The 18888-nt window shown below is 71.9% G+C and carries 19 protein-coding genes; 18 read left to right on the top strand and 1 reads right to left on the bottom strand.

The annotated features are described in order from the left end of the window. Positions 1-41: 41 nt before the first annotated feature. Positions 42-566: an inorganic diphosphatase gene (locus ADX84_RS09710; RefSeq protein ID WP_017542894.1), complete on the bottom strand. Its 525-nt coding sequence runs from the start codon at positions 564-566 to the stop codon at positions 42-44. An 83-nt stretch (positions 567-649) separates the two neighbouring features. Between ADX84_RS09710 and dacB the strand changes: the two genes are divergently transcribed. The 18 genes from dacB to ADX84_RS09620 all read left to right on the top strand — a co-directional run bounded on the left by dacB (position 650) and on the right by ADX84_RS09620 (position 18881). After that, positions 650-1996 (top strand): D-alanyl-D-alanine carboxypeptidase/D-alanyl-D-alanine-endopeptidase, encoded by a 1347-nt coding sequence (gene dacB, locus ADX84_RS09705; RefSeq protein WP_049570875.1) that lies wholly within the window; start codon positions 650-652, stop codon positions 1994-1996. A 393-nt stretch (positions 1997-2389) separates the two neighbouring features. Further along, on the top strand, positions 2390-3469 hold the full coding sequence (locus ADX84_RS09700; RefSeq protein ID WP_049570873.1) for a zinc-dependent metalloprotease: 1080 nt from the start codon (positions 2390-2392) through the stop codon (positions 3467-3469). Further along, a complete protein-coding gene (gene tilS / locus ADX84_RS09695; RefSeq protein WP_049570871.1) occupies positions 3466-4440 on the top strand; it encodes a tRNA lysidine(34) synthetase TilS in 975 nt (324 codons plus the stop codon). Before ADX84_RS09700 ends, tilS begins: the two co-directional genes overlap by 4 nt. A gap of 109 nt (positions 4441-4549) precedes the next feature. Beyond that, positions 4550-5104, top strand: coding sequence for a hypoxanthine phosphoribosyltransferase (gene hpt, locus ADX84_RS09690; RefSeq protein ID WP_199560655.1), 555 nt, complete (start codon positions 4550-4552; stop codon positions 5102-5104). Positions 5105-5350: 246 nt separating this feature from the next. Further along, positions 5351-7354, top strand: a complete 2004-nt coding sequence (ftsH, locus tag ADX84_RS09685) for an ATP-dependent zinc metalloprotease FtsH (protein WP_049570865.1) — start codon at positions 5351-5353, stop codon at positions 7352-7354. Next, the gene (folE, locus tag ADX84_RS09680; RefSeq protein ID WP_017542899.1) at positions 7351-7944 is read left to right on the top strand and encodes a GTP cyclohydrolase I FolE; all 594 of its coding nucleotides are present in this window, start codon (positions 7351-7353) and stop codon (positions 7942-7944) included. Before ftsH ends, folE begins: the two co-directional genes overlap by 4 nt. Before the next feature lie 101 nt (positions 7945-8045). Continuing rightward, positions 8046-8951 (top strand): dihydropteroate synthase, encoded by a 906-nt coding sequence (gene folP, locus ADX84_RS09675; protein ID WP_234003898.1) that lies wholly within the window; start codon positions 8046-8048, stop codon positions 8949-8951. Further along, the gene (locus ADX84_RS09670) at positions 8948-9394 is read left to right on the top strand and encodes a nuclear transport factor 2 family protein (protein ID WP_049570858.1); all 447 of its coding nucleotides are present in this window, start codon (positions 8948-8950) and stop codon (positions 9392-9394) included. The genes folP and ADX84_RS09670 overlap by 4 nt, the downstream gene beginning before the upstream one ends. After that, a complete protein-coding gene (folB, locus tag ADX84_RS09665; protein ID WP_049570856.1) occupies positions 9394-9765 on the top strand; it encodes a dihydroneopterin aldolase in 372 nt (123 codons plus the stop codon). The genes ADX84_RS09670 and folB overlap by 1 nt, the downstream gene beginning before the upstream one ends. 8 nt (positions 9766-9773) lie before the next feature. Next, positions 9774-10313 (top strand): 2-amino-4-hydroxy-6-hydroxymethyldihydropteridine diphosphokinase, encoded by a 540-nt coding sequence (folK, locus tag ADX84_RS09660; protein ID WP_082206374.1) that lies wholly within the window; start codon positions 9774-9776, stop codon positions 10311-10313. Beyond that, positions 10303-10794 carry a DUF3180 domain-containing protein gene (locus ADX84_RS09655; protein ID WP_049570854.1) on the top strand — a complete coding sequence of 164 codons (492 nt, stop codon included), beginning with the start codon at positions 10303-10305 and terminating at the stop codon, positions 10792-10794. Before folK ends, ADX84_RS09655 begins: the two co-directional genes overlap by 11 nt. Before the next feature lie 171 nt (positions 10795-10965). Beyond that, a complete protein-coding gene (locus tag ADX84_RS09650) occupies positions 10966-11457 on the top strand; it encodes a PH domain-containing protein (RefSeq protein WP_049570851.1) in 492 nt (163 codons plus the stop codon). A gap of 81 nt (positions 11458-11538) precedes the next feature. Beyond that, a complete protein-coding gene (locus ADX84_RS09645) occupies positions 11539-12948 on the top strand; it encodes a PH domain-containing protein (protein ID WP_049570849.1) in 1410 nt (469 codons plus the stop codon). A 243-nt stretch (positions 12949-13191) separates the two neighbouring features. Continuing rightward, positions 13192-13434 (top strand): chaplin family protein, encoded by a 243-nt coding sequence (locus ADX84_RS09640; protein ID WP_049570847.1) that lies wholly within the window; start codon positions 13192-13194, stop codon positions 13432-13434. A 460-nt stretch (positions 13435-13894) separates the two neighbouring features. Continuing rightward, positions 13895-14134 carry a hypothetical protein gene (locus ADX84_RS09635; protein ID WP_049570840.1) on the top strand — a complete coding sequence of 80 codons (240 nt, stop codon included), beginning with the start codon at positions 13895-13897 and terminating at the stop codon, positions 14132-14134. 165 nt (positions 14135-14299) lie between these two features. Continuing rightward, positions 14300-15184 carry a Rossmann-like and DUF2520 domain-containing protein gene (locus ADX84_RS09630; RefSeq protein WP_049570838.1) on the top strand — a complete coding sequence of 295 codons (885 nt, stop codon included), beginning with the start codon at positions 14300-14302 and terminating at the stop codon, positions 15182-15184. Positions 15185-15358: 174 nt separating this feature from the next. Then, entirely contained in the window at positions 15359-16240 is an 882-nt protein-coding gene (gene panC, locus ADX84_RS09625) for a pantoate--beta-alanine ligase (RefSeq protein WP_049570835.1), read from the top strand. 49 nt (positions 16241-16289) lie between these two features. Further along, positions 16290-18881, top strand: a complete 2592-nt coding sequence (locus ADX84_RS09620) for an L-aspartate oxidase (protein WP_049570833.1) — start codon at positions 16290-16292, stop codon at positions 18879-18881. Positions 18882-18888: the final 7 nt, after the last annotated feature.

Genomic DNA, 18888 nt, shown 5'->3' with positions numbered 1-18888 from the left:
GAAACCCCGACCGGGCCTGGCGCCGACACCGGCAACCCCGGTTACTGGTCCTCGTTGGTGATGTGCGAGGAGTCGCCGTGCGCACCGGCTTCCTCCGCGCGCTTCACCGAAGCGATGATCTCCTGCTCGGCCTCGTGGCGGCCGACCCAGCTGGCGCCCTCGACGGACTTGCCGGGCTCCAGGTCCTTGTAAACGGTGAAGAAGTGCTCGATCTCGAGGCGCTCGAACTCGTTCACGTGGTGAATGTCACGCAGGTGCTCCTGGCGCGGGTCCGTCGCCGGAACGCACAGCAGCTTGTCGTCGCCGCCCGCCTCGTCGCGCATCCGGAACATGCCGATCGCGCGCGCACGGATCAGGCAGCCCGGGAACGTCGGGGCCTTGAGCAGGACAAGGGCGTCCAGGGGGTCGCCGTCCTCGCCGAGCGTCCCCTCGACGAAGCCGTAGTCGGCGGGGTAGGTGGTGGAGGTGAACAGCATGCGGTCGAGACGGATACGACCGGTCTCGTGGTCCACCTCGTACTTGTTGCGCTCCCCCTTGGGGATCTCGATCGTAACGTCGAATTCCATGCTGATCTCGGCTCCCAATGCGACTAATGTCGCCGTATAACTACAACGTCAGGCCGCGACACCGACGGAAGGCAGGTCCCCGGGTGCGACGGGTACGAGGCGAGGCGTTCCTCGCGCTGGCCCTGCTCAACATATTCGTGCTGATCACCGGGTTGGTCGCCCTGGACGTGATCGAGGCACGACCGCTGTCGGCGGTGCCCAACCCCGTCACGCGCGCCGACGGCGTGGCGGCGGTTGCACCCGCGACCCCGACCCCGGCGGACCCGGTTCGGATCGCGGACATTCTTGATGATCCCATGTCATCGTCCGGGCTCGAGGAGGGCCTCTCCGGTTACGTCGTGGACGGCGTGACGGGAGAGACGCTCTTCGAACGCGACGCGGACACCCCGGTGACCCCGGCGTCGACGACGAAGATCGCCACGGCCGTCGCCGTCCTGGACACCGTCGGCCCCGACCACGTGCTGCGGACCGGGGCCCACCTCGACGCCGAGGAGAACCGGGTGGTGCTGCGTGGTGGGGGCGACGTGACACTGACCGCGACCGCCGACTCCGCAGCCTACCCGCAGGTAGCCACACTGGAGGAGCTGGCCGAGGACACCGCCGCCGCCCTCGCCGAGCGGGGCCTGGACACCGTGACCGTCGGCTACGACGACTCGCTCTTCACCGGACCGGACACCGCCCCCGGGTGGAAGCCCACCTACGTCACCGAGGGCAGCACGGCCACGATCCACGCGCTGATGGTCGACAGCGGGCGGGTGGACACCGACGTGCTCACCCGGTCCGCGAACCCGCCGCTGGCCGCCGCCGAGGCCTTCGCCGACCAGTTGGAGAAGGCCGGGCTGACCGTCGAGGGCTCGCCCGACGAGGCCGAAGCCTCCGGTGAACCGGTCGCCACCGTGGACTCCATGCCGATGAGCGCCCTGGTCGAGTTCATGATGCTCGCCAGCGACAACAACATGGCCGAGTCCCTGGGCCGGATCACCGCACTGGAGATGGGCGAGGAGCCCGACCACGCCGGAGCCGCGGTCGCCACGCACCGGGTCATGGACGGACTGGGCATCGAGGGGGTCCGGCTCTCCGACAACAGCGGTCTGAGCACCGAGAACCGCATCACGCCGCGCGCCCTGGTCCAGCTGGTCAAGGCCGCCGCCGACGAGCCGCGCCTCAACGCCACCATCACCGGTCTGCCCACCGCCCACTCCACGGGGACCCTGGCCGGGCGCTACTCGGAGAACTCCAGCTCCCACGCGGCCGCGGGCCTCGTCCGGGGCAAGACCGGAACCCTCGACGGCGTCAGCACGCTGGCGGGCACCATCCACGACCAGGAGGGCAACGTCTTCGTGTTCGCCCTGATGGCCAACAGTCCCGGAGCCTCCGGGCCCCAGCTGGACACGCTGGCGACGGCGCTCAGCCAGTGCGGGTGCGGTTGACGGGTGGGGTGTTCTTGGGGGCCTCCGCTTCGCTTTGGCCCGGGTTCGGCGCCTTTGCAGAGGAACCTTCGGTGTCTGCGGTGTGATGGCTCGTTCCTCGCAATCCCACCTCCACCACCTCCAGAACCCTCTCCGGCGCCGAACCAAGCACCCCCCTTGCGGCTGGGGCGTACGGGCGGGGTTCACGCCTGTGGCTCAGGGGCACGGTGGTCCGTCAGCCGTGGCCGGGGCGAGCGTTCGACTCCCCACCTGGGCGGGGAAGGGCCGGATCCACGGCCGAGGTGTACGGGTGGGGCTTTCGGGCCGTCTCAGGGGTATCCCGGGGTCTGCCCTGAAATCGCGCCCTGATCCCCGTGCTCACAGCCCTCGCGTGGGTAGGCTGACCGTGTGACTGTGATCGACTGGGACGTAGCCGTCAACACCGGTGTTCGCCTCGTGCGCCCTGGGCCGCAGGTGGACCTGTCCGACGCACGGCAGGCCGTGGTGCAGTTGCGCGAGCTGTCCACCGTGGCCGCCGGGCACGTGCGCGACTTCACCGGAATGAACCCCCTCGAACCCTCGGGGCCCGCGGTCATCGTCGACCGCCCGGGCTGGATTCGAGCCAACGTCGACGGGTTTCGGGTCGTACTCGAACCCGTACTCGAACAGATGGGAGCCGACCGGCTGAACAACAGCCCGGCCGGGAACCTGACCAGCGCGGTCGGTTCCCGGATCACCGGGGTGCAGCTCGGGGCGGTCCTGTCCTACCTGGCCGGGCGGGTCCTCGGCCAGTACGAACTCTTCCTGCCACCGGACCCCGACGGCCACTCGCCGACCGGGCGCCTGACCCTCGTGGCACCCAACATCGTCAACACCGAACGCGAGCTGGGCGTCGACCCGCGCGACTTCCGCCTGTGGGTCTGCCTGCACGAGGAGACCCACCGCATGCAGTTCACGGCCACGCCGTGGCTGCGCGGCCACGTCCAGGACCTCATGCGGGAACTCCTGCTGTCCACGGAGATGGACGCCTCCGACCTCATCGACCGCCTGCGACAGGCGGGTGAGGCCGTGGCGGACGCGGTGCGTGGTGGCGAGGGCAACCTCCTCACCGCTTTCCAGACCCCGGAGCAGAGTGCTCTGATGGACCGGGTCACCGCCGTCATGAGCCTGGCCGAGGGCCACGGCGACTACGTGATGGACGCCGTGGGGCCGGACGTCGTCCCCTCGGTGGCGACCATCCGGTCCCGCTTCCAGAAGCGGCGTGAGTCGCTCAACCCCCTCGACCGGATCATGCGCCAGCTGCTGGGCATGGACCTCAAGATGAAGCAGTACGAGGAGGGGGCGGCCTTCGTGCGGCAGGTCGTCGCGCAGGTCGGAATGGCCGACTTCAACCGGGTGTGGACCTCGCCGGAGACGCTGCCCACCCTGGAGGAGATCCGAGCCCCGTCGCAGTGGATCGAACGGGTCGTGCGCCCCGCCGCCATCACCGAGTGAGCGGGCCGCCCGCCGCCGTGGCCGCCGTCCGCTCGGCGGTCCGGCGGGCGCTGTCCGAGCTGCCCGAGGGGACCACCGTCCTCGTGGCGTGCAGCGGCGGCGCCGACTCCCTGGCCCTGGCCGGTGCGCTGGCCTTCGAGGCGCCCCGGGCGGGTGTGCGGGCGGGCGGTGTCACCGTCGACCACGGCCTCCAGGAGGGCTCGGGGGAACGGGCCGAAACCGTGGCCAAGGTCCTGGACGGGCTCGGCCTCGACCCCGTGCGGGCGGTCCCCGTCCGGGTCGGCGGGTCCGGCGGCCCGGAGGCGGCGGCCCGGCGGGCCCGCTACGACGCCCTGGACGCGGTGGTCGACGAACTCCGTCCGGCGGTGGTCCTGCTCGGCCACACCCTTGACGACCAGGCGGAGACGGTTCTGCTCGGGCTGGCCCGTGGATCGGGGGCGCGGTCCCTGGCCGGGATGGCCCGGCGCACCGGCGCCTACCTGCGTCCCCTGCTGGACCTGGACCGCGCCACCGTCCGCGAGGCCTGCTCCCTGGAGGGGCTGAGCCCCTGGGAGGACCCGCACAACCACGACCCGCGCTTCGCCCGCTCCCGAGTGCGCCACGAGGCCCTGCCCGCCCTGGAGGCAGCCCTGGGCCCGGGGGTCGCCTCCGCTCTGGCCAGGACCGCCGCCCTGCTGCGCTCGGACGCCGACACCCTGGACGCGCTCGCCGGGGCCCTGCACGAACGGGCCCGGGAGGGCGGGGGGCCCGGGCTGGCGGTCGAACCGCTGGAGCGGGCCGAACCCTCACTGCGCACCCGCGTGCTGCGCCGTGCCGCCCTCGAATCGGGGTGCCCGGCGAGCGCGTTGAACGCACGTCACGTACGTGAGCTGGATCGCCTTGTCACCGAGTGGCGGGGGCAGGCCCACATCGACCTTCCAGGAGGGGTTCGCGGGCGTCGGACCGCTGGTCGGATCGTCTTCGGGCCCTGAGCCGGAGGCCGAACCCCGGGCCCCGGGCGGGCGGTCGGGCACCGTGGCCTCGTTCGGCACGTTTATCCTGGTTGCCGCAAACGGGGAACTCAGCAGCGAGGACGTGAGCGTGGACGCTAAGGACATGGGCGAGGACCTGGAGAAGGTCCTCGTCACCGAGGAAGAGATCAAGACGCGCCTGGCCGAGCTGGGGGCGCGGATCGACGCCGACTACGAGGGCAGGGACCTGCTGATCGTCGGCGTGCTCAAGGGCGCGGTCATGGTCATGGCCGACCTGGCGCGGGCGCTGCACAACCCCGTCTCCATGGACTGGATGGCGGTGTCCTCCTACGGGGCCGGGACCACCTCCTCGGGTGTCGTGCGCATCCTCAAGGACCTGGAGACCGACATCAAGGACCGCGACGTCCTGATCGTCGAGGACGTCATCGACTCCGGCCTGACCCTCTCCTGGCTGGTCGGCAACCTGAAGTCGCGCGGGCCCCGGTCCGTGGAGATCTGCACCATGGTCCGCAAGCCCCTGGCCTTCGACGTCGACCTCGACGTCAGGTACATCGGGTTCGACCTGCCCAACGAGTTCATCATCGGCTACGGGCTCGACTACGCCGAGAGGTACCGCAACCTGCCGTTCATCGGCACCCTCGCCCCGCACGTCTACGAGAAGTAGCGTTACCGCCGCCGCGCGGTGCCCGCGCGGCGGCGACCACGGGAACAACGGAGCGGGTCACGGTCGTTGCGTTCATGACGGACCCGCCACCGGTCCGAGCGGTGTGACCGCTCCGCGCGGCGAGGTGTACCGTCGAATATCCCGGCGTCATCGCAGGGAGCACGTGTCCGATAGGTCCTGCTTCGGAATCTCCTCTGGGGCGGGCGGCCTGGTCAGGAGGGACGGACCCGACAGGGTTCCGCTCACATGAATCTGAAGCGTTTTTTCCGCGGCCCTTGGATCTGGATCCTGGCTGTCGCCCTCATGCTCGTTATCGGCTTCCGCGTGTTCGACGTGGGCTCCGGTCCCCAGCCCGAGGAAGCCGACATCTCGACGGTCTACCAGCTCATCGAGCAGGACGAGGTGGACAACGCCGAGATCGTCGACCGCGACCAGCGCATCCGACTGACCACCGTCGATGAGGACATCCTCGAGGCCTACTGGGTGGAGGGGCAGGGCCTCCAGCTGGCCGACATGCTCCAGGAGTCCAGCGAGAACCCCGACGGGAACCTGAAGGCCTACGAGGTCTCGGTGGCGACCACACCGATCTGGACCACGGCCCTGTTCAGCCTCCTGCCGCTGATCATCATCATCGTCATCTTCTGGTTCATCTTCAGCCAGATGCAGGGCGGCGGCTCGCGGGTCATGCAGTTCGGCAAGTCCAAGGCCAAGCTCATCACCAAGGACACCCCGAAGAACACCTTCGAGGACGTGGCCGGTGCGGACGAGGCCATCGAGGAGCTCCACGAGATCAAGGAGTTCCTCCAGAACCCGGAGAAGTTCCAGTCGATGGGGGCGAAGATCCCCAAGGGCGTCCTGCTCATGGGCCCGCCCGGAACCGGCAAGACCCTGCTGGCCCGCGCCGTCGCGGGTGAGGCCGGGGTGCCGTTCTACTCCATCTCCGGTTCGGACTTCGTCGAGATGTTCGTCGGCGTGGGCGCCTCACGTGTGCGCGACCTGTTCGAGCAGGCCAAGGCCAACGCCCCCGCGATCATCTTCATCGACGAGATCGACGCCGTCGGCCGCCACCGCGGCGCCGGCATGGGCGGCGGGCACGACGAGCGCGAGCAGACCCTCAACCAGATGCTGGTCGAGATGGACGGCTTCGACGTCAAGGGCGGCGTCATCCTGATCGCCGCCACCAACCGCCCCGACATCCTCGACCCCGCGCTGCTGCGCCCGGGCCGCTTCGACCGCCAGGTCGTCGTGGACCGTCCCGACATGGACGGCCGCAAGGAGATCCTCGGCGTGCACGCCAAGGGCAAGCCCATGGCCGAGGACGTCGACTTCGCCGTCATCGCCCGACAGACCTCCGGGATGACCGGCGCCGACCTGGCCAACGTCATCAACGAGGGCGCCCTGCTGTCGGCCCGCGCGGACAGCAAGGTCATCACCCACGCCGTCCTCGAGGAGGCCATCGAGCGCGTGATGGCCGGTCCCGAGCGCAAGACCCGCGTGATGTCGGACCGCGAGAAGAAGGTCATCGCCTACCACGAGGGCGGTCACGCCCTGGTCGGTCACGCGCTGCCCAACGCCGACCCGGTCCACAAGATCACGATCCTGCCGCGCGGCCGCGCGCTCGGCTACACGATGTCGGTGCCGACCGAGGACAAGTTCCTCACCTCGCGCTCGCAGATGATGGACCAGCTCGCCATGATGCTCGGCGGCCGCGCCGCCGAGGAGCTCGTCTTCCACGAGCCCACCACGGGCGCGGGCAACGACATCGACAAGGCCACCAGCCTGGCCCGCAACATGGTCACCGAGTACGGCATGAGCGAGCGCCTGGGCGCCCGCAAGTTCGGCTCCGGCAACACCGAGCCGTTCCTGGGCCGGGAGATGTCCCACGCCCGCGAGTACTCCGAGGAGATCGCCTCCCTCATCGACGAGGAGGTGCGGCGCCTCATCGAGTCCGCGCACGACGAGGCCTACGAGGTCCTCGTCGAGTACCGCGACGTGCTCGACGAGCTGGTCCTGCAGCTCCTGGAGAAGGAGACGCTCACCAAGACCCAGGTGCTGGAGGTCTTCGAGCCGGTCCGCAAGCGGCCCACCCGCGGTTCCTACACCGGCTACGGCAAGCGCCAGCCCTCCAACCGGCCCCCGGTCCGCTCCAAGAAGGAGACGGCCGCGCTGAACGGTGCCGACGTCCAGGGTCCGTCCAGCAACGGTCAGCACCCGGAGTCGACCACCACCACCGAAGGAGACCAGGCGTGAGCTCGGACCTTCCCGCCAGACCCGTCGACCGCGAGCGCATCGAGCACGCGGTTCGGGAGATCCTCATCGCGATCGGGGAGGACCCCGACCGCGACGGTCTGACCAAGACCCCCGAGCGAGTCGCCCGGGCCTACGAGGAGCAGTTCTCCGGGCTCGGTCAGAAACCCGGTGACGTCCTCACCACGGTCTTCGAGGCCGACCACGAGGAAATGGTCCTGGTCAAGGACATCGAGCTCTACTCGACCTGCGAGCACCACCTGGTGCCGTTCTTCGGGGTGGCGCACGTCGGCTACATCCCGGGACCGCACGGCCGGATCACCGGGCTGAGCAAGTTCGCCCGCCTCGTGGACGTCTACGCCCGCCGCCCGCAGGTGCAGGAGCGCCTCACCGGCCAGGTCGCGGACGCCATTATGGAGCACCTCGACCCGCGCGGGGTGATAGTGGTCGTCGAGGCCGAGCACCTGTGCATGACCATGCGCGGGGTGCGCAAGCCCGGGGCCAAGACGGTCACCTCCGCGGTGCGGGGCATCTTCCGCAGCAGCGACCGCACCCGCTCCGAGGTCATGAGCCTCATCCTCGACCAGCGCTGACCCCGCTTCGGGGCCGTGCCGGTCCGAACTCCGACACCACCGCCCGAGGGGCCGGGGGCCGTGTGCCCCCGGCCCCTCGGCGTACGCGTAGGGTGATGCGCATGGCGCCGAAACACACACTTCCGGGGCTGCCCGACCGAGGGCGGTGCCTGGTCATGGGGGTCGTGAACGTCACCCCCGACTCCTTTTCCGACGGCGGGTCCTGGTTCGACCCCGAGCGCGCGATCGAACACGGTCTGCGCCTCGTCGAGGAGGGCGCGGACATCGTCGACGTGGGTGGTGAGTCCACCCGCCCCGGTTCCCAACGGGTCTCGGCCCCCGAGGAGCTGCGCCGTGTCGAACCGGTGGTGCGCGAACTCGCCGCGCGCGGCGTCGCGGTCAGCGTGGACACGATGCGGTCCGAGGTCGCCGCGAGCGCGGTCGAGGCCGGCGCGGTGCTGGTCAACGACGTCAGCGGCGGCCTGGCCGACCCCGAGATGGGCCGACTCGTCGCTTCTTCCGGTGTGGCCTACGTGTTGATGCACTGGCGTGGGCATAGTCATGACATGCAGAGCCGTGCTGTGTACACGGATGTCGTCCAGGAGGTCCTCGATGAACTCCGCGACCGTATGGAGGCCATGATCAGCGCAGGTGTCGACCCCGGCCAGATCGTTCTGGACCCGGGCCTGGGATTCTCCAAGCGCCCCGAACAGGCGCACAACTGGGCGCTGCTCCGGCATCTCGACCGGTTCCACGAACTGGGCCGACCCGTCCTGGTGGCGGGATCACGCAAACGCTTCCTCAGCCGACTGCTCGGCGACGCCAAGGGCGAGGACCGCCCGTTCGTCGAGTGCGACGCCGCGACCGCGGCCGTGACCACCCTGTCCGCCGATCGCGGCGCCTGGGCGGTGCGGGTGCACGATGTTCGTCCGAACGCCGACGCGGTTCGCGTGGCGGCGGCCTGGGCCGACGGCGGGGCCAGCCTCGCCGAGGGCCGGGACCGGAACCTTGAGCGGGGTGACGTGTGAAGTCCCGCCAGGAGGTCATGGAGCGCGTCGCCGAGGCCAACGCGCAGTTCTACAGCGCCATCGAGAACGGTGACATCGACCTGATGCGCACCGTGTGGGCGGAGGAGCACGAGGCCCCCGACCTCGTCTGCGTCAACCCCGGCTGGCCGCTCCTGCGCGGCCGCACCGAGATCATGCGCGCCTGGTCGCTGATCATGGCCAACGTCACCTACATCCAGTACGTGCTCACCGAGACCCACATCGGGGTGGGTGGCGACATCGCCATGGTGACCTGTGAGGAGAACGTGCTGACGGCGGAGGACGGCAGCCCCGGGTTCGTGGCGGGCGGGCAGGTGGTCACCACCAACCTGTTCGTCGACACCGACCAGGGGTGGCGGCTGTGGTCGCACCACGCCTCCCCGGTGCTGATGGAGGACGACGACGAGACGGAGGCCGAGGACTGATGCGGGACCGCGTCGAGCTCCGGGGCCTGCGGGCCCGGGGCCACCACGGGGTGTTCGACTTCGAGCGCCGCGAGGGGCAGGACTTCTTCGTGGACGCCGTGCTGTACCTGGACACGACGACCGCCGCGAAGAGCGACGACGTCGCCGACACCGTCCACTACGGTGAGCTGGCCGACCGGCTGGTCGAGGTCGTGACCGGCGAGCCGGTGAACCTGATCGAGACCCTGGCCGAGCGCCTGGCCGAGGTGTGCCTGGCCGAGTCCCTGGTGCGAGGGGTGGAGCTGACGGTGCACAAGCCGTCGGCGCCCATCGAGCACGAGTTCGCGGACGTGGCGGTCACCGTCACCCGGGGTGAGCGGGGGCAGCGGTGAGCCCGGCGGTGGCGCGTGCCGTGCTCTCCCTGGGCTCCAACCTCGGGGACCGGATGGCCGCCCTCCAGGGGGCGGTGGACCTGCTGTCCGCCGGGGAGGGCGTCACCCCGGTGACGGTCTCCCCGGTCTACGAGACCGCCCCGGTGGGCGGGCCGGACCAGGGCGCGTTCCTCAACGCGGTCCTGGTCGTGGACACCGCCGGTGCTCCGAAGGAGCTGCTGGAGCTGGCACGGTCCGCCGAGCGCGCCTTCGAGCGGGTCCGCGAGGTCCGGTGGGGGCCGCGCACCCTGGACGTGGACGTGATCACCTTCGGCGACACGACCGACGACGATCCGGAGCTGACCCTGCCGCACCCGCGCGCGCACCTGCGCGCGTTCGTGCTGCGTCCCTGGCTGGACACGGACCCCGGAGCGGTCCTGCCCGGCCGGGCGCCGGTCGCCGCCCTGCTGGCCGGTGTTGAAGAGGCGGACACCGGGGGCGAGCAGGAGCTGACCCTCCGGGAGGACCTGGGGCTCACGCTGCCGGAGGAGGACGCACGTGTCGGGTGAGGGCGGGGGCACGCTCACCCCGACCGGGTGGCGCGTCCCGACCCTGCTGGCGCTCCTCGGGGCGCTGCTGGGGCTGTTGGTCGCCAACACGGTGAGCGGCCTGCCGCTGATGCCGTGGTCGGCGATCCCGACCCTGCTCCTGCTGGCCCTCGCGGAGGGGTTCACCGCCGGGCGCACCGCGCGCCGTGTCCGCCGGGCGCCCGGGACGGAGCCGATGGAGCCGCTCAGCGCGGCCCGCCTGCTGGCCCTGGCCAAGGCGAGCGCGCTGTTCGCCTCGCTGGCCGCGGGGTACTTCGCGGGGACCGCGCTGGCCGTCTCCGACCGGCTGGAGCTGCCCAGCCACCGTGAGGTGTTCGCGACCGCGCTGGGCACGGCGCTCGCCGCCGGTCTGCTGCTGGCCGCCGCCCTCTACCTCGAGCACGCCTGCCGGGTGCCCGACGACGAGGACGAGGACCGCGACGACACACCGGGGCTCGCCTAGGAGCGAGCTGAGGGGTGGGGCCCGCCCGGGACGGGGGCGGAACGCGGATGACTCCGGGTTCCGGCCGAGCCGTTTCGGGCGGGGCTTGCCCGCTGATGGTTGACTGAGCCCGTGGACACCAGTGAACCGACATCACCGGCGCCGGAGGGCTCCGACCCGCCGCCGCGCCCCGTGGACGCCGCCTTCGCCGCACCCGGGGACACCGCATGGACCCGGGTTCCGGTCGCACTCGCCTGGTACCGCCGTCTGGTGACGGGCGCGGGCTGCCTGGTCGTCGGGGCGGCCGGGGCCCTGTTCCTGTTCCTGTCGGGTCGGCCGGGAACGGCCGTGGCCTGGGTGGTGGCGGTCCTGGTGGCCGCCGTCGTTCTGTGGCTCCTGGCCGGGCGCTTCCAGCGCTCCTGGGGATACGCCGAGGAGTCCGCCGAGCTGTACCTCACCTACGGGGTGCTGGTGCGGCAGCTGGTGGTCATCCCCTACGGCCGGATGCAGGTCGTGGACGTCACCGCTGATCTGCTCGAACAGGCGCTGGGGATCGCGACAGTGCGCGTGCGCACCGCCGCGAGCACGGCGGACACGCGGGTGGTGGGGCTTCCACTGGCCGAGGCCGTCCAGCTGCGCGACCGGCTCGCGGCGCGCAGCGAGACCTTCTCTACGGGGTTGTAAGTGCACGGACCGCCGCAGCGGGGACCATGGCCGCAGGGACCGCACCGCCCGGGGCCTCCGCCGCCCGCCTGGGGGCCGTCGATGCTGCCGCCGGGTGGCGCCTGGGGCGCCCCGCCGCCCCCGCCGCCCCGGCGGCCGGACCCGGCGGCCGACGTCACCACGGGGATCTTCCGCTCACACTGGCTGATCATCCCGCTCCAGGTCCTCGGGGTCACCCTCGTCTTCGCGGCGCTGGTCGGGCCGATCCTGAGCCAGTTCGGCCTGGCCTGGGTGTTCGTGCTGGCGTTCGCGGTGGTGTTCGGCTCCCTCGCCTACGCGCTGCCCGCGTGGTGGTACGGCTCGTTCGGGCTGCGCGAGGACCATCTGGTGGTGCACAGCGGGCTGTTCCTGCGCAGTTCGCGGGAGATCCCGCTGAGCCGCCTCCAGGCGGTGGACGTGGTGCGCCCGCTGCTGATGCAGGTGTTCGGGCTGGCGGAGCTGCGGGTCGAGCTGGCCGGGGGCGACGGGAGCGCCATCCGGCTGCGCTGCCTGCGGTGGAGGGTGGCCGAACGGCTCCGGGCGGCGGTGCTGGCGCACGCCGCCGGTCTGCCTGGGCGGGCGCCCGAGGCACCCGAGTGGCCCTTCTACCGGCTTCCCTTCCTGCTGCTCCTGGGCGCCCTGACGTTCCGCGTGCCGGTGCTGCTGTCGTTCGTCCTGCTGCTCCTGCTCCTCACCGCGTTCGTGGTCTTCCTCGAACAGGGTGCGCTGGCCGGGGCGGTCCCGCTCGTCCTCGGGCTGCTGCGCTACTACTGGGGGCCGCTGGCGCGCTACACGGACTTCTACGCCTCCTCGTCCTCGGACGGGCTGCGGCTGCGCTACGGGATGTTCCAGCGGCGCATGCAGACGGTCCCGCCCGGCCGGGTGCAGGCGGTTCGCGTCGTGGAGCCGCTGTTGTGGCGGGCCCTGGGCGTGGCGAGGGTCGAGGCGACGATGGCGGGATACGCGGGCGCGCGCCAGGCCGACTCGACGGCGCTGTTGCCGGTGGCGCCGCGTGGGAGGGCCTTCGCCCTGGTGAACGAGGTGTTCCCGGAGAGCGAGGCGGCCCTGGTGCCGTTGGTGGACAACCGCGGCCCGCTGCCGCACGCGGTGGGGGTGGACGAACGGTTGTTCGTCAGTGTGCGCGGGATCCTGTGCCGGGTGACGGAGATCGTGCCGGTGGAGCGGATGCAGGCGCTGCGGCTGTCGGCGGGCCCGGTCGCGCAGCTGAGGGGCAGGGTGACCGTCGACGTGGACACCCCTCCGGGGCCCGTCTCGGCGCGTGCGACCGACCGTAACGCGAGTGAGGGACGCCGTTTCCTGGACGCTCTGGTGGAGCACGGAAGGCGGGCGAGGGTGCCCTCCGCGGGAACGGAACGGTGGGCGACCCGGGCGACCATGCACGGAGAGTCGTTGAACAGCCTGGACGAGGGTGAGAAAACGGAGGGTTCGAGCGGTGACACCCCCGAGACGTAACTGTGTCGTGTGTCACATTGTGGGGCCTCAGGGGTTCCGATTCGGCGTTTCATGTCCGACATGTCTTCTCACTCATGGTGATACCTCCAGGTCAGGACTGGAAAACTCTTTCGTGTTTCGGCCACGGACGGCGATGGCCTATGGCTAAATAGTGGTGAACACGTTGAGTGTTCACTGTCATACACATCGTCAACGTTATCGACCGGTTGGCGCCCCCGCTGACCGGCTGACGGGAGAAAACACATGCTGAAGAAGGCTTTCGCCGCCACGGCCATCGCCGCTGCCGCCGGCAGCGTCCTGTTCGCCGGCACTCCTGCCATGGCCAACAGCAACGTCTTCACCTCCGGCAACGGCGGCATCCTGAGCGGCAACCAGGCCGTTGTGGACGTCGACGCGCCGATCAACGTCTGCGGCAACGCGATCTCCATCCTGGGTGTCTCCGGCGCGAGCTGCACCGACTCCGGCGCCAGCGTCAAGAACTGGTAGCAGGACTGACTTCCCGGCCCGCCCGGGCGGGGGTGTCCGGCCGGAGACGTCCCGGCTGATCCGACCCGGTCCAGGGCCAGCGAGCTTTCCGTGCAGGGGCGCCACTCCGTGACGACGGTGTGGCGCCCTTTCGCGTGTCCGGATGCGGACCGCCTCCGGGGAATCGGTGTCCGGTGGTGGTTGCCCATCCGGAACCGTGATTGGTGCCTGGCTGGAACCCCGTGGCCCGGTCACGCTGCGCGCACGCGGCGGGGGTCGAAGTCCCCGCCTTTGTCCCGATCGGCACCGGGACGTTCGGGTACCCAGTGTGAGCAAAGGCCAATGTTCTGTGATCAATGCAGTTCAGGGCATGTTCATGGGGGTCGTGCGTCGATAGTTTCGTCTCGACGCCCCCGGGCGCCACGAAGGGTCACTGCGAGTTCGGTCGGTCCCCCCGTCCGGACACTGAAGGAGACAAGTAGTGCTGAAGAAGACGCTCGCCACCGGTGCCGTGCTCCTCGCCTCCGCCGGAGTCCTCCTTTCCGCCGCCCCCGCCGCGGCGCACGCGGGCCACTGGACCCCGCACCACACCCACGCCAGTGGGAACTTCACCCACATCAAGGACCTGGAGGCCGAGAACGAGGGCTGCGGCAACTCGAACGCCGTCCTCGGCCAGTCGCTGGGCTCCTGCTTCAACTCCGGGGTCATCATCCAGAACTGACGACGAGGGGCGGGTGCCCTCACCCGCCCCTCTCCGTGTCACCCGGCCGCCCCGTCCCCTTCCGCGGGGGCGGGGCGGCTGGTCAGCGGTACGGGCGGGCTATCGTGTGCTCAGAGCACGGTGCGAGGTGAAGCGGACGCACCGGACCACGAGGGGACACGATTCATGGAGACGACCGAAGGGCGTCCCGCCCGCCTGCGAGTCGGCGTCATCGGGGCGGGCCGGGTCGGCTCCGTCCTGGGCGTCGCCCTGTCACGGGCCGGGCACCGGGTCGTGGCCGCCTCTGCGGTCTCCGACGCCTCGCGGACCAGGATCGAGGAGCGGCTCCCCGGCGCCCGCGTCCTCGAACCCGCCCGGGTGGCGGAGGCCAGCGACCTCGTCCTGCTGACCGTCCCCGACGACGCCCTCCCCGACCTCGTCGAGGGCCTGGCCGCGACCGGCACCGACCTGCGCGGCAAGATCCTCGTCCACGCGAGCGGCGCCCACGGCTACGGGATCCTGGCCCCCGCCACCGTCGCCGGCGCGCTTCCCCTGGCCCTGCACCCGGCCATGACCTTCACCGGCCGCGACGAGGACGTCGAACGGCTCGCCAACTGCGCCTTCGGCGTGACCGCGCCCGAGCAGCTCCGCCCCATCGCCGAGGCCCTCGTGGTCGAGATGGGCGCCGAACCGGTGTGGGTCGCCGAGGACAAGCGCACCCTCTACCACGCGGCCCTCGCGGGCGGGGCGAACCACCTGGTCACCCTCGTCGCCGACAGCGCCTCCCTGCTCACGGCCGCCGGGGTGTCCGAACCCGCGCGCATGCTCGCCCCCATGCTCAGCGCGGCCCTGGACAACGCCCTGCGACTGGGCATCCACGGCCTGAGCGGGCCGGTCCTGCGCGGCGACGCCGGGACGGTGGCAGGACACGTCGAGCAGCTTCGGGAACACGCGCCCGAGAGCGTGGCCAGCTACGTCGAGCTGGCCCGGCTCACCGCGGACCGCGCCATCAACGCCGGGATGCTCAAACCCGAGGACGCCGCCCGTCTGCTGGACGTCCTGCGTCGCTGACCCCACGGCGCCTCGGAGACCGATCCCGACCCCGGGGCACCGCCCTCCGACCGCGAGGGCGCGCCCGCCCACGGCGGAGCGCCACCGCGAACACGACGTCCACCGGCACACGCACGGGTACCGGGCCACGACCCGGACTCGACGCGGAGACCCGGCAGACCACCAAGGAGAACCATGACCGATCCCGCCCGGCGCGACGGCGCCGACGGTCCGCTCGTCGTCCGCACCCCCGAGGAACTGCGCCGCGCCCTGGCCGACGCGGGCCGCGTGGGACTGGTCCCCACCATGGGAGCCCTCCACGGCGGCCACCGCAGCCTCATGCGGCTGGCCCGCGAACGGGCCGACACCGTCGTGGTCAGCGTCTTCGTCAACCCGCTCCAGTTCGGCCCGGAAGAGGACCTGGACCAGTACCCGCGCGACCTGCCCGGCGACACCCGGCTGTGCGGCGAGGAGGGCGTGGACGTGGTCTTCGCCCCCGAGACCGCCACCATGTACCCGCGCCCGCAGATGGTCACCGTCGACGCCGGCGCCATGGGCGAACGCCTTGAGGGCGCCTCGCGCCCCGGCCACTTCACCGGAGTCCTCACCGTGGTCACCAAGCTGTTCCAGCTGGTCCGCCCGGACCTGGCGGTCTTCGGGGCCAAGGACGCCCAGCAGGTCGCCCTGGTCCGCCGCATGGTCGACGACCTCGACCTCCCGGTGGAGATCGTCGGCGCCCCCACCCTCCGCGAGCCCGACGGCCTGGCCTCCTCCAGCCGCAACGTCTACCTCTCCGAGGCGGACCGCGCGAGCGCCCTCTTCCTGTCCCGGGCCCTGCGCGCGGGCGCCGACGCCGCGACCGGAGGCGCCGTGGCCGTCCGCGAGGCGGCCCGCGCCGTCCTGGACGAGGCCGCCCGGGCCACCCCGCCGGTCGAACTCGACTACCTCGCCCTGGTCGACCCGGCCACCTTCGCCGACGCGGCCGACGACCACCGGGGCGACGCCGTCTTGGCCGTGGCCGCCCGGGTGGGCCGCACCCGGCTCATCGACAACGTGACCGTGCCCCTCCGGACGTGACCGTCACCCCCCAGCCGCCATCCGCCACAGCCCCCAAAAGAGATCCAAGATGACACCTGCCAGACAGACCCGGATCGAGGCCCCGGAGCCGGGTTGGACCGTCCACGCCGACGTCGCCGTCGTCGGCTCGGGCATCGCGGGCCTGAGTACCGCCCTGCGCTACGTCCGCCGCACCGGGACGGGCCGGGTCGTCCTGGTCACCAAGGACCGGCTCTCGACGGGCTCCACCGCCTACGCCCAGGGCGGTATCGCCGCGGCCATGGCCCCCGAGGACGGGCCGGTCGCCCACATGGTCGACACCCTCCTGGCCGGAGCGGGAATGTGCGACCCCCACGCGGTGCACGTCCTGGCCACCGAGGGCCCCGACGCGCTGCGCTGGCTCATCTCCCTCGGCGCCGAGTTCGACCGGGACGACGACGGGGAGCTGTCCCTGACCCGGGAGGGCGGGCACCGCGCCGACCGGGTCGCCCATGCGGGCGGCGACGCCACCGGTGCCGAGATTCAGCGGGCCCTGGTCCAGGCGGTCCTGTCCGAGGAGCGCATCGAGGTCGTCGAACACGCCGTGGCCCTGGACGCCCTGCGCGACCCGGACGGCGGGGCGGTGCTCGGCGCCACCCTGCACGTCATGGGGGAGGGGGAGCGCGACGGCGTCGGTGCCGTCCTGGCCCCCGCCCTGGTGCTGGCCACCGGGGGGATGGGGCAGATCTTCGCCGCCACCACCAACCCGACCGTGTCCACCGGCGACGGCCTCGCGCTCGCCGCCCGGGCCGGGGCCCGCCTGCGCGACCTGGAGTTCATCCAGTTTCATCCGACCGTGCTCTGGCTCGGCCCGGACGCGCGCGGCCGCCAACCCCTGGTCTCGGAGGCACTGCGCGGCGAGGGCGCCTACCTCGTCGACGCCGAGGGCCGCCGGATCATGGAGGGGGTGCACGAGCTCGGCGACCTCGCCCCCCGCGACGTCGTGGCCCGCACCATCGCCCGGACCATGGCCGAACAGGACACCGACCACGTGTTCCTGGAGACCCGGCACTTCGGCCGTGCCACCTGGGAGCGCCGCTTCCCGACCATCCTGGCCTCCTGCCGCTCCCACGGCATCGACCCGCTGACCCAGGTGATCCCGGTGGCCCCGGCGGCGCACTACGCGTCCGGCGGGGTGGAGGTCGACATCGACGGCCGCACCGGGGTCCCCGGCCTGTGGGCGGTGGGCGAGGTGGCCCGCACCGGCGTGCACGGGGCCAACCGTCTGGCCTCCAACTCCCTCCTGGAGGGACTGGTCTACGCCGACCGGATCGCCGACCGCCTGGCCCGGAACCCGGAACGCAACCCGGGTACCGCGCGGACCACCGGGACCACCGCACCGCTGGTCGACCCGGCCACCTCCGCCACGGTCCGCGCCCTCATGTCCCGCGACGCCGGGGTCCTGCGTACCGGTGAGGGGCTGGCCGCGCTGGTCGACCGGCTCGGCTCCCTGGCGACTCCCGCCGCGCACGTCGCACCCGGCGTCGCCGCCTGGGAGGCCACCAACCTGCTCACGGTGGCGCGCCTCGTGGCCGCCGCCGCGCTCCACCGGACCGAGAGCCGGGGCGCGCACCAGCGCGCCGACACACCCGAACCCCGACCCGAGCTGCGCGTGCGGCCCGTGGTCGTCCGACTGGAAGGGGACACGATCGTGACCACCGACGAGATCCGGGAGGCGTCGCTGCCGCCCGCCCTCGTGGCCGAACTCGACGCCATCGCCCTCCCCCTGGCCCAGCCCGGCCCCGCGCCCGAGGCGCGCGCCGAGTTCACGCTTCCGTGGACCGCCCCCCACCAGTCCCACGTGGACACCGTCCGCCGCGCCCTCGCCGAGGACCTCACCGCGGGTCCGCGGATCGACGTCACCACGGTGGCCACCATCCCCGCCGACCAGGTCCGCACCGCCCACGTGGTCGCCAGGGCCGACGGCACCGTCAGCGGTCTGCCCCTCGCCGAACTCGTCTTCTGGACGGTGGCCGAGGGCGCCGTCGAGGTCTCCCGGGCGGTGCGGGACGGCGACCCCGTCAAGCGCGGCGACGTCCTCATGACGGTCACCGCCCGCACCCGCGACCTGCTCACGGCCGAGCGCACGGCGCTCAACCTGCTCACCCACATGTCCGGGATCGCCACGGCCACCCGCACCTGGGTGGACGCCGTGGCCGGTACCGGAGCGCGGATCCGGGACAGCCGCAAGACCACCCCGGGGCTGCGCGCCCTCGACAAGTACGCGGTCCGCTGCGGCGGCGGGGTCAACCACCGGTACTGCCTGAGCGACGCCGGGCTGGTCAAGGACAACCACGTGGTCGCCGCCGGGGGAGTGGCCGAGGCGGTCCGCGCCATCCGCGCGCGCTTCCCGGACCTGCCCCTGGAGGTGGAGGTGGACCGGATCGACCAGATCGAGGACGCGCTGTCCGCCGGGGCCGAGGAGATCCTGCTGGACAACTTCCCCGTGGAGCGGCTGACCGAGGCCGTGGCCCTCGTGGACGGCCGCGCCCGTCTGGAGTCCAGCGGCGGACTCACCCTGGACGTGGCCGCCGACGTCGCCCGCACCGGGGTCGACTACCTGGCGGTCGGGGCGCTCACCCACTCCAGCCCGGCACTGGATATCGCGCTCGACCTGTTGTGAGGGGGCC

The organism is Nocardiopsis sp. SBT366 (assembly GCF_001083815.1).
In the GTDB taxonomy this organism is placed as follows: domain Bacteria; phylum Actinomycetota; class Actinomycetes; order Streptosporangiales; family Streptosporangiaceae; genus Nocardiopsis; species Nocardiopsis prasina.
The sequence above is the reverse complement of the archived record's forward strand: the minus strand, read 5'-3'. Positions and strand labels throughout refer to the sequence as shown.

What these genes read in the sequence shown, in the direction of transcription:
- folB (WP_049570856.1), top strand. Translation starts at nt 9,394, where the DNA reads ATGCGGGACCGCGTCGAGCTCCGGGGCCTGCGGGCCCGGGGCCACCAC.
- ADX84_RS09640 (WP_049570847.1), top strand. Translation starts at nt 13,192, where the DNA reads ATGCTGAAGAAGGCTTTCGCCGCCACGGCCATCGCCGCTGCCGCCGGC.
- folP (WP_234003898.1), top strand. Translation starts at nt 8,046, where the DNA reads ATGGCGCCGAAACACACACTTCCGGGGCTGCCCGACCGAGGGCGGTGC.
- ftsH (WP_049570865.1), top strand. Translation starts at nt 5,351, where the DNA reads ATGAATCTGAAGCGTTTTTTCCGCGGCCCTTGGATCTGGATCCTGGCT.
- ADX84_RS09620 (WP_049570833.1), top strand. Translation starts at nt 16,290, where the DNA reads ATGACACCTGCCAGACAGACCCGGATCGAGGCCCCGGAGCCGGGTTGG.
- panC (WP_049570835.1), top strand. Translation starts at nt 15,359, where the DNA reads ATGACCGATCCCGCCCGGCGCGACGGCGCCGACGGTCCGCTCGTCGTC.
- ADX84_RS09645 (WP_049570849.1), top strand. Translation starts at nt 11,539, where the DNA reads ATGCTGCCGCCGGGTGGCGCCTGGGGCGCCCCGCCGCCCCCGCCGCCC.
- ADX84_RS09630 (WP_049570838.1), top strand. Translation starts at nt 14,300, where the DNA reads ATGGAGACGACCGAAGGGCGTCCCGCCCGCCTGCGAGTCGGCGTCATC.
- ADX84_RS09710 (WP_017542894.1), bottom strand. Translation starts at nt 566, where the DNA reads ATGGAATTCGACGTTACGATCGAGATCCCCAAGGGGGAGCGCAACAAG.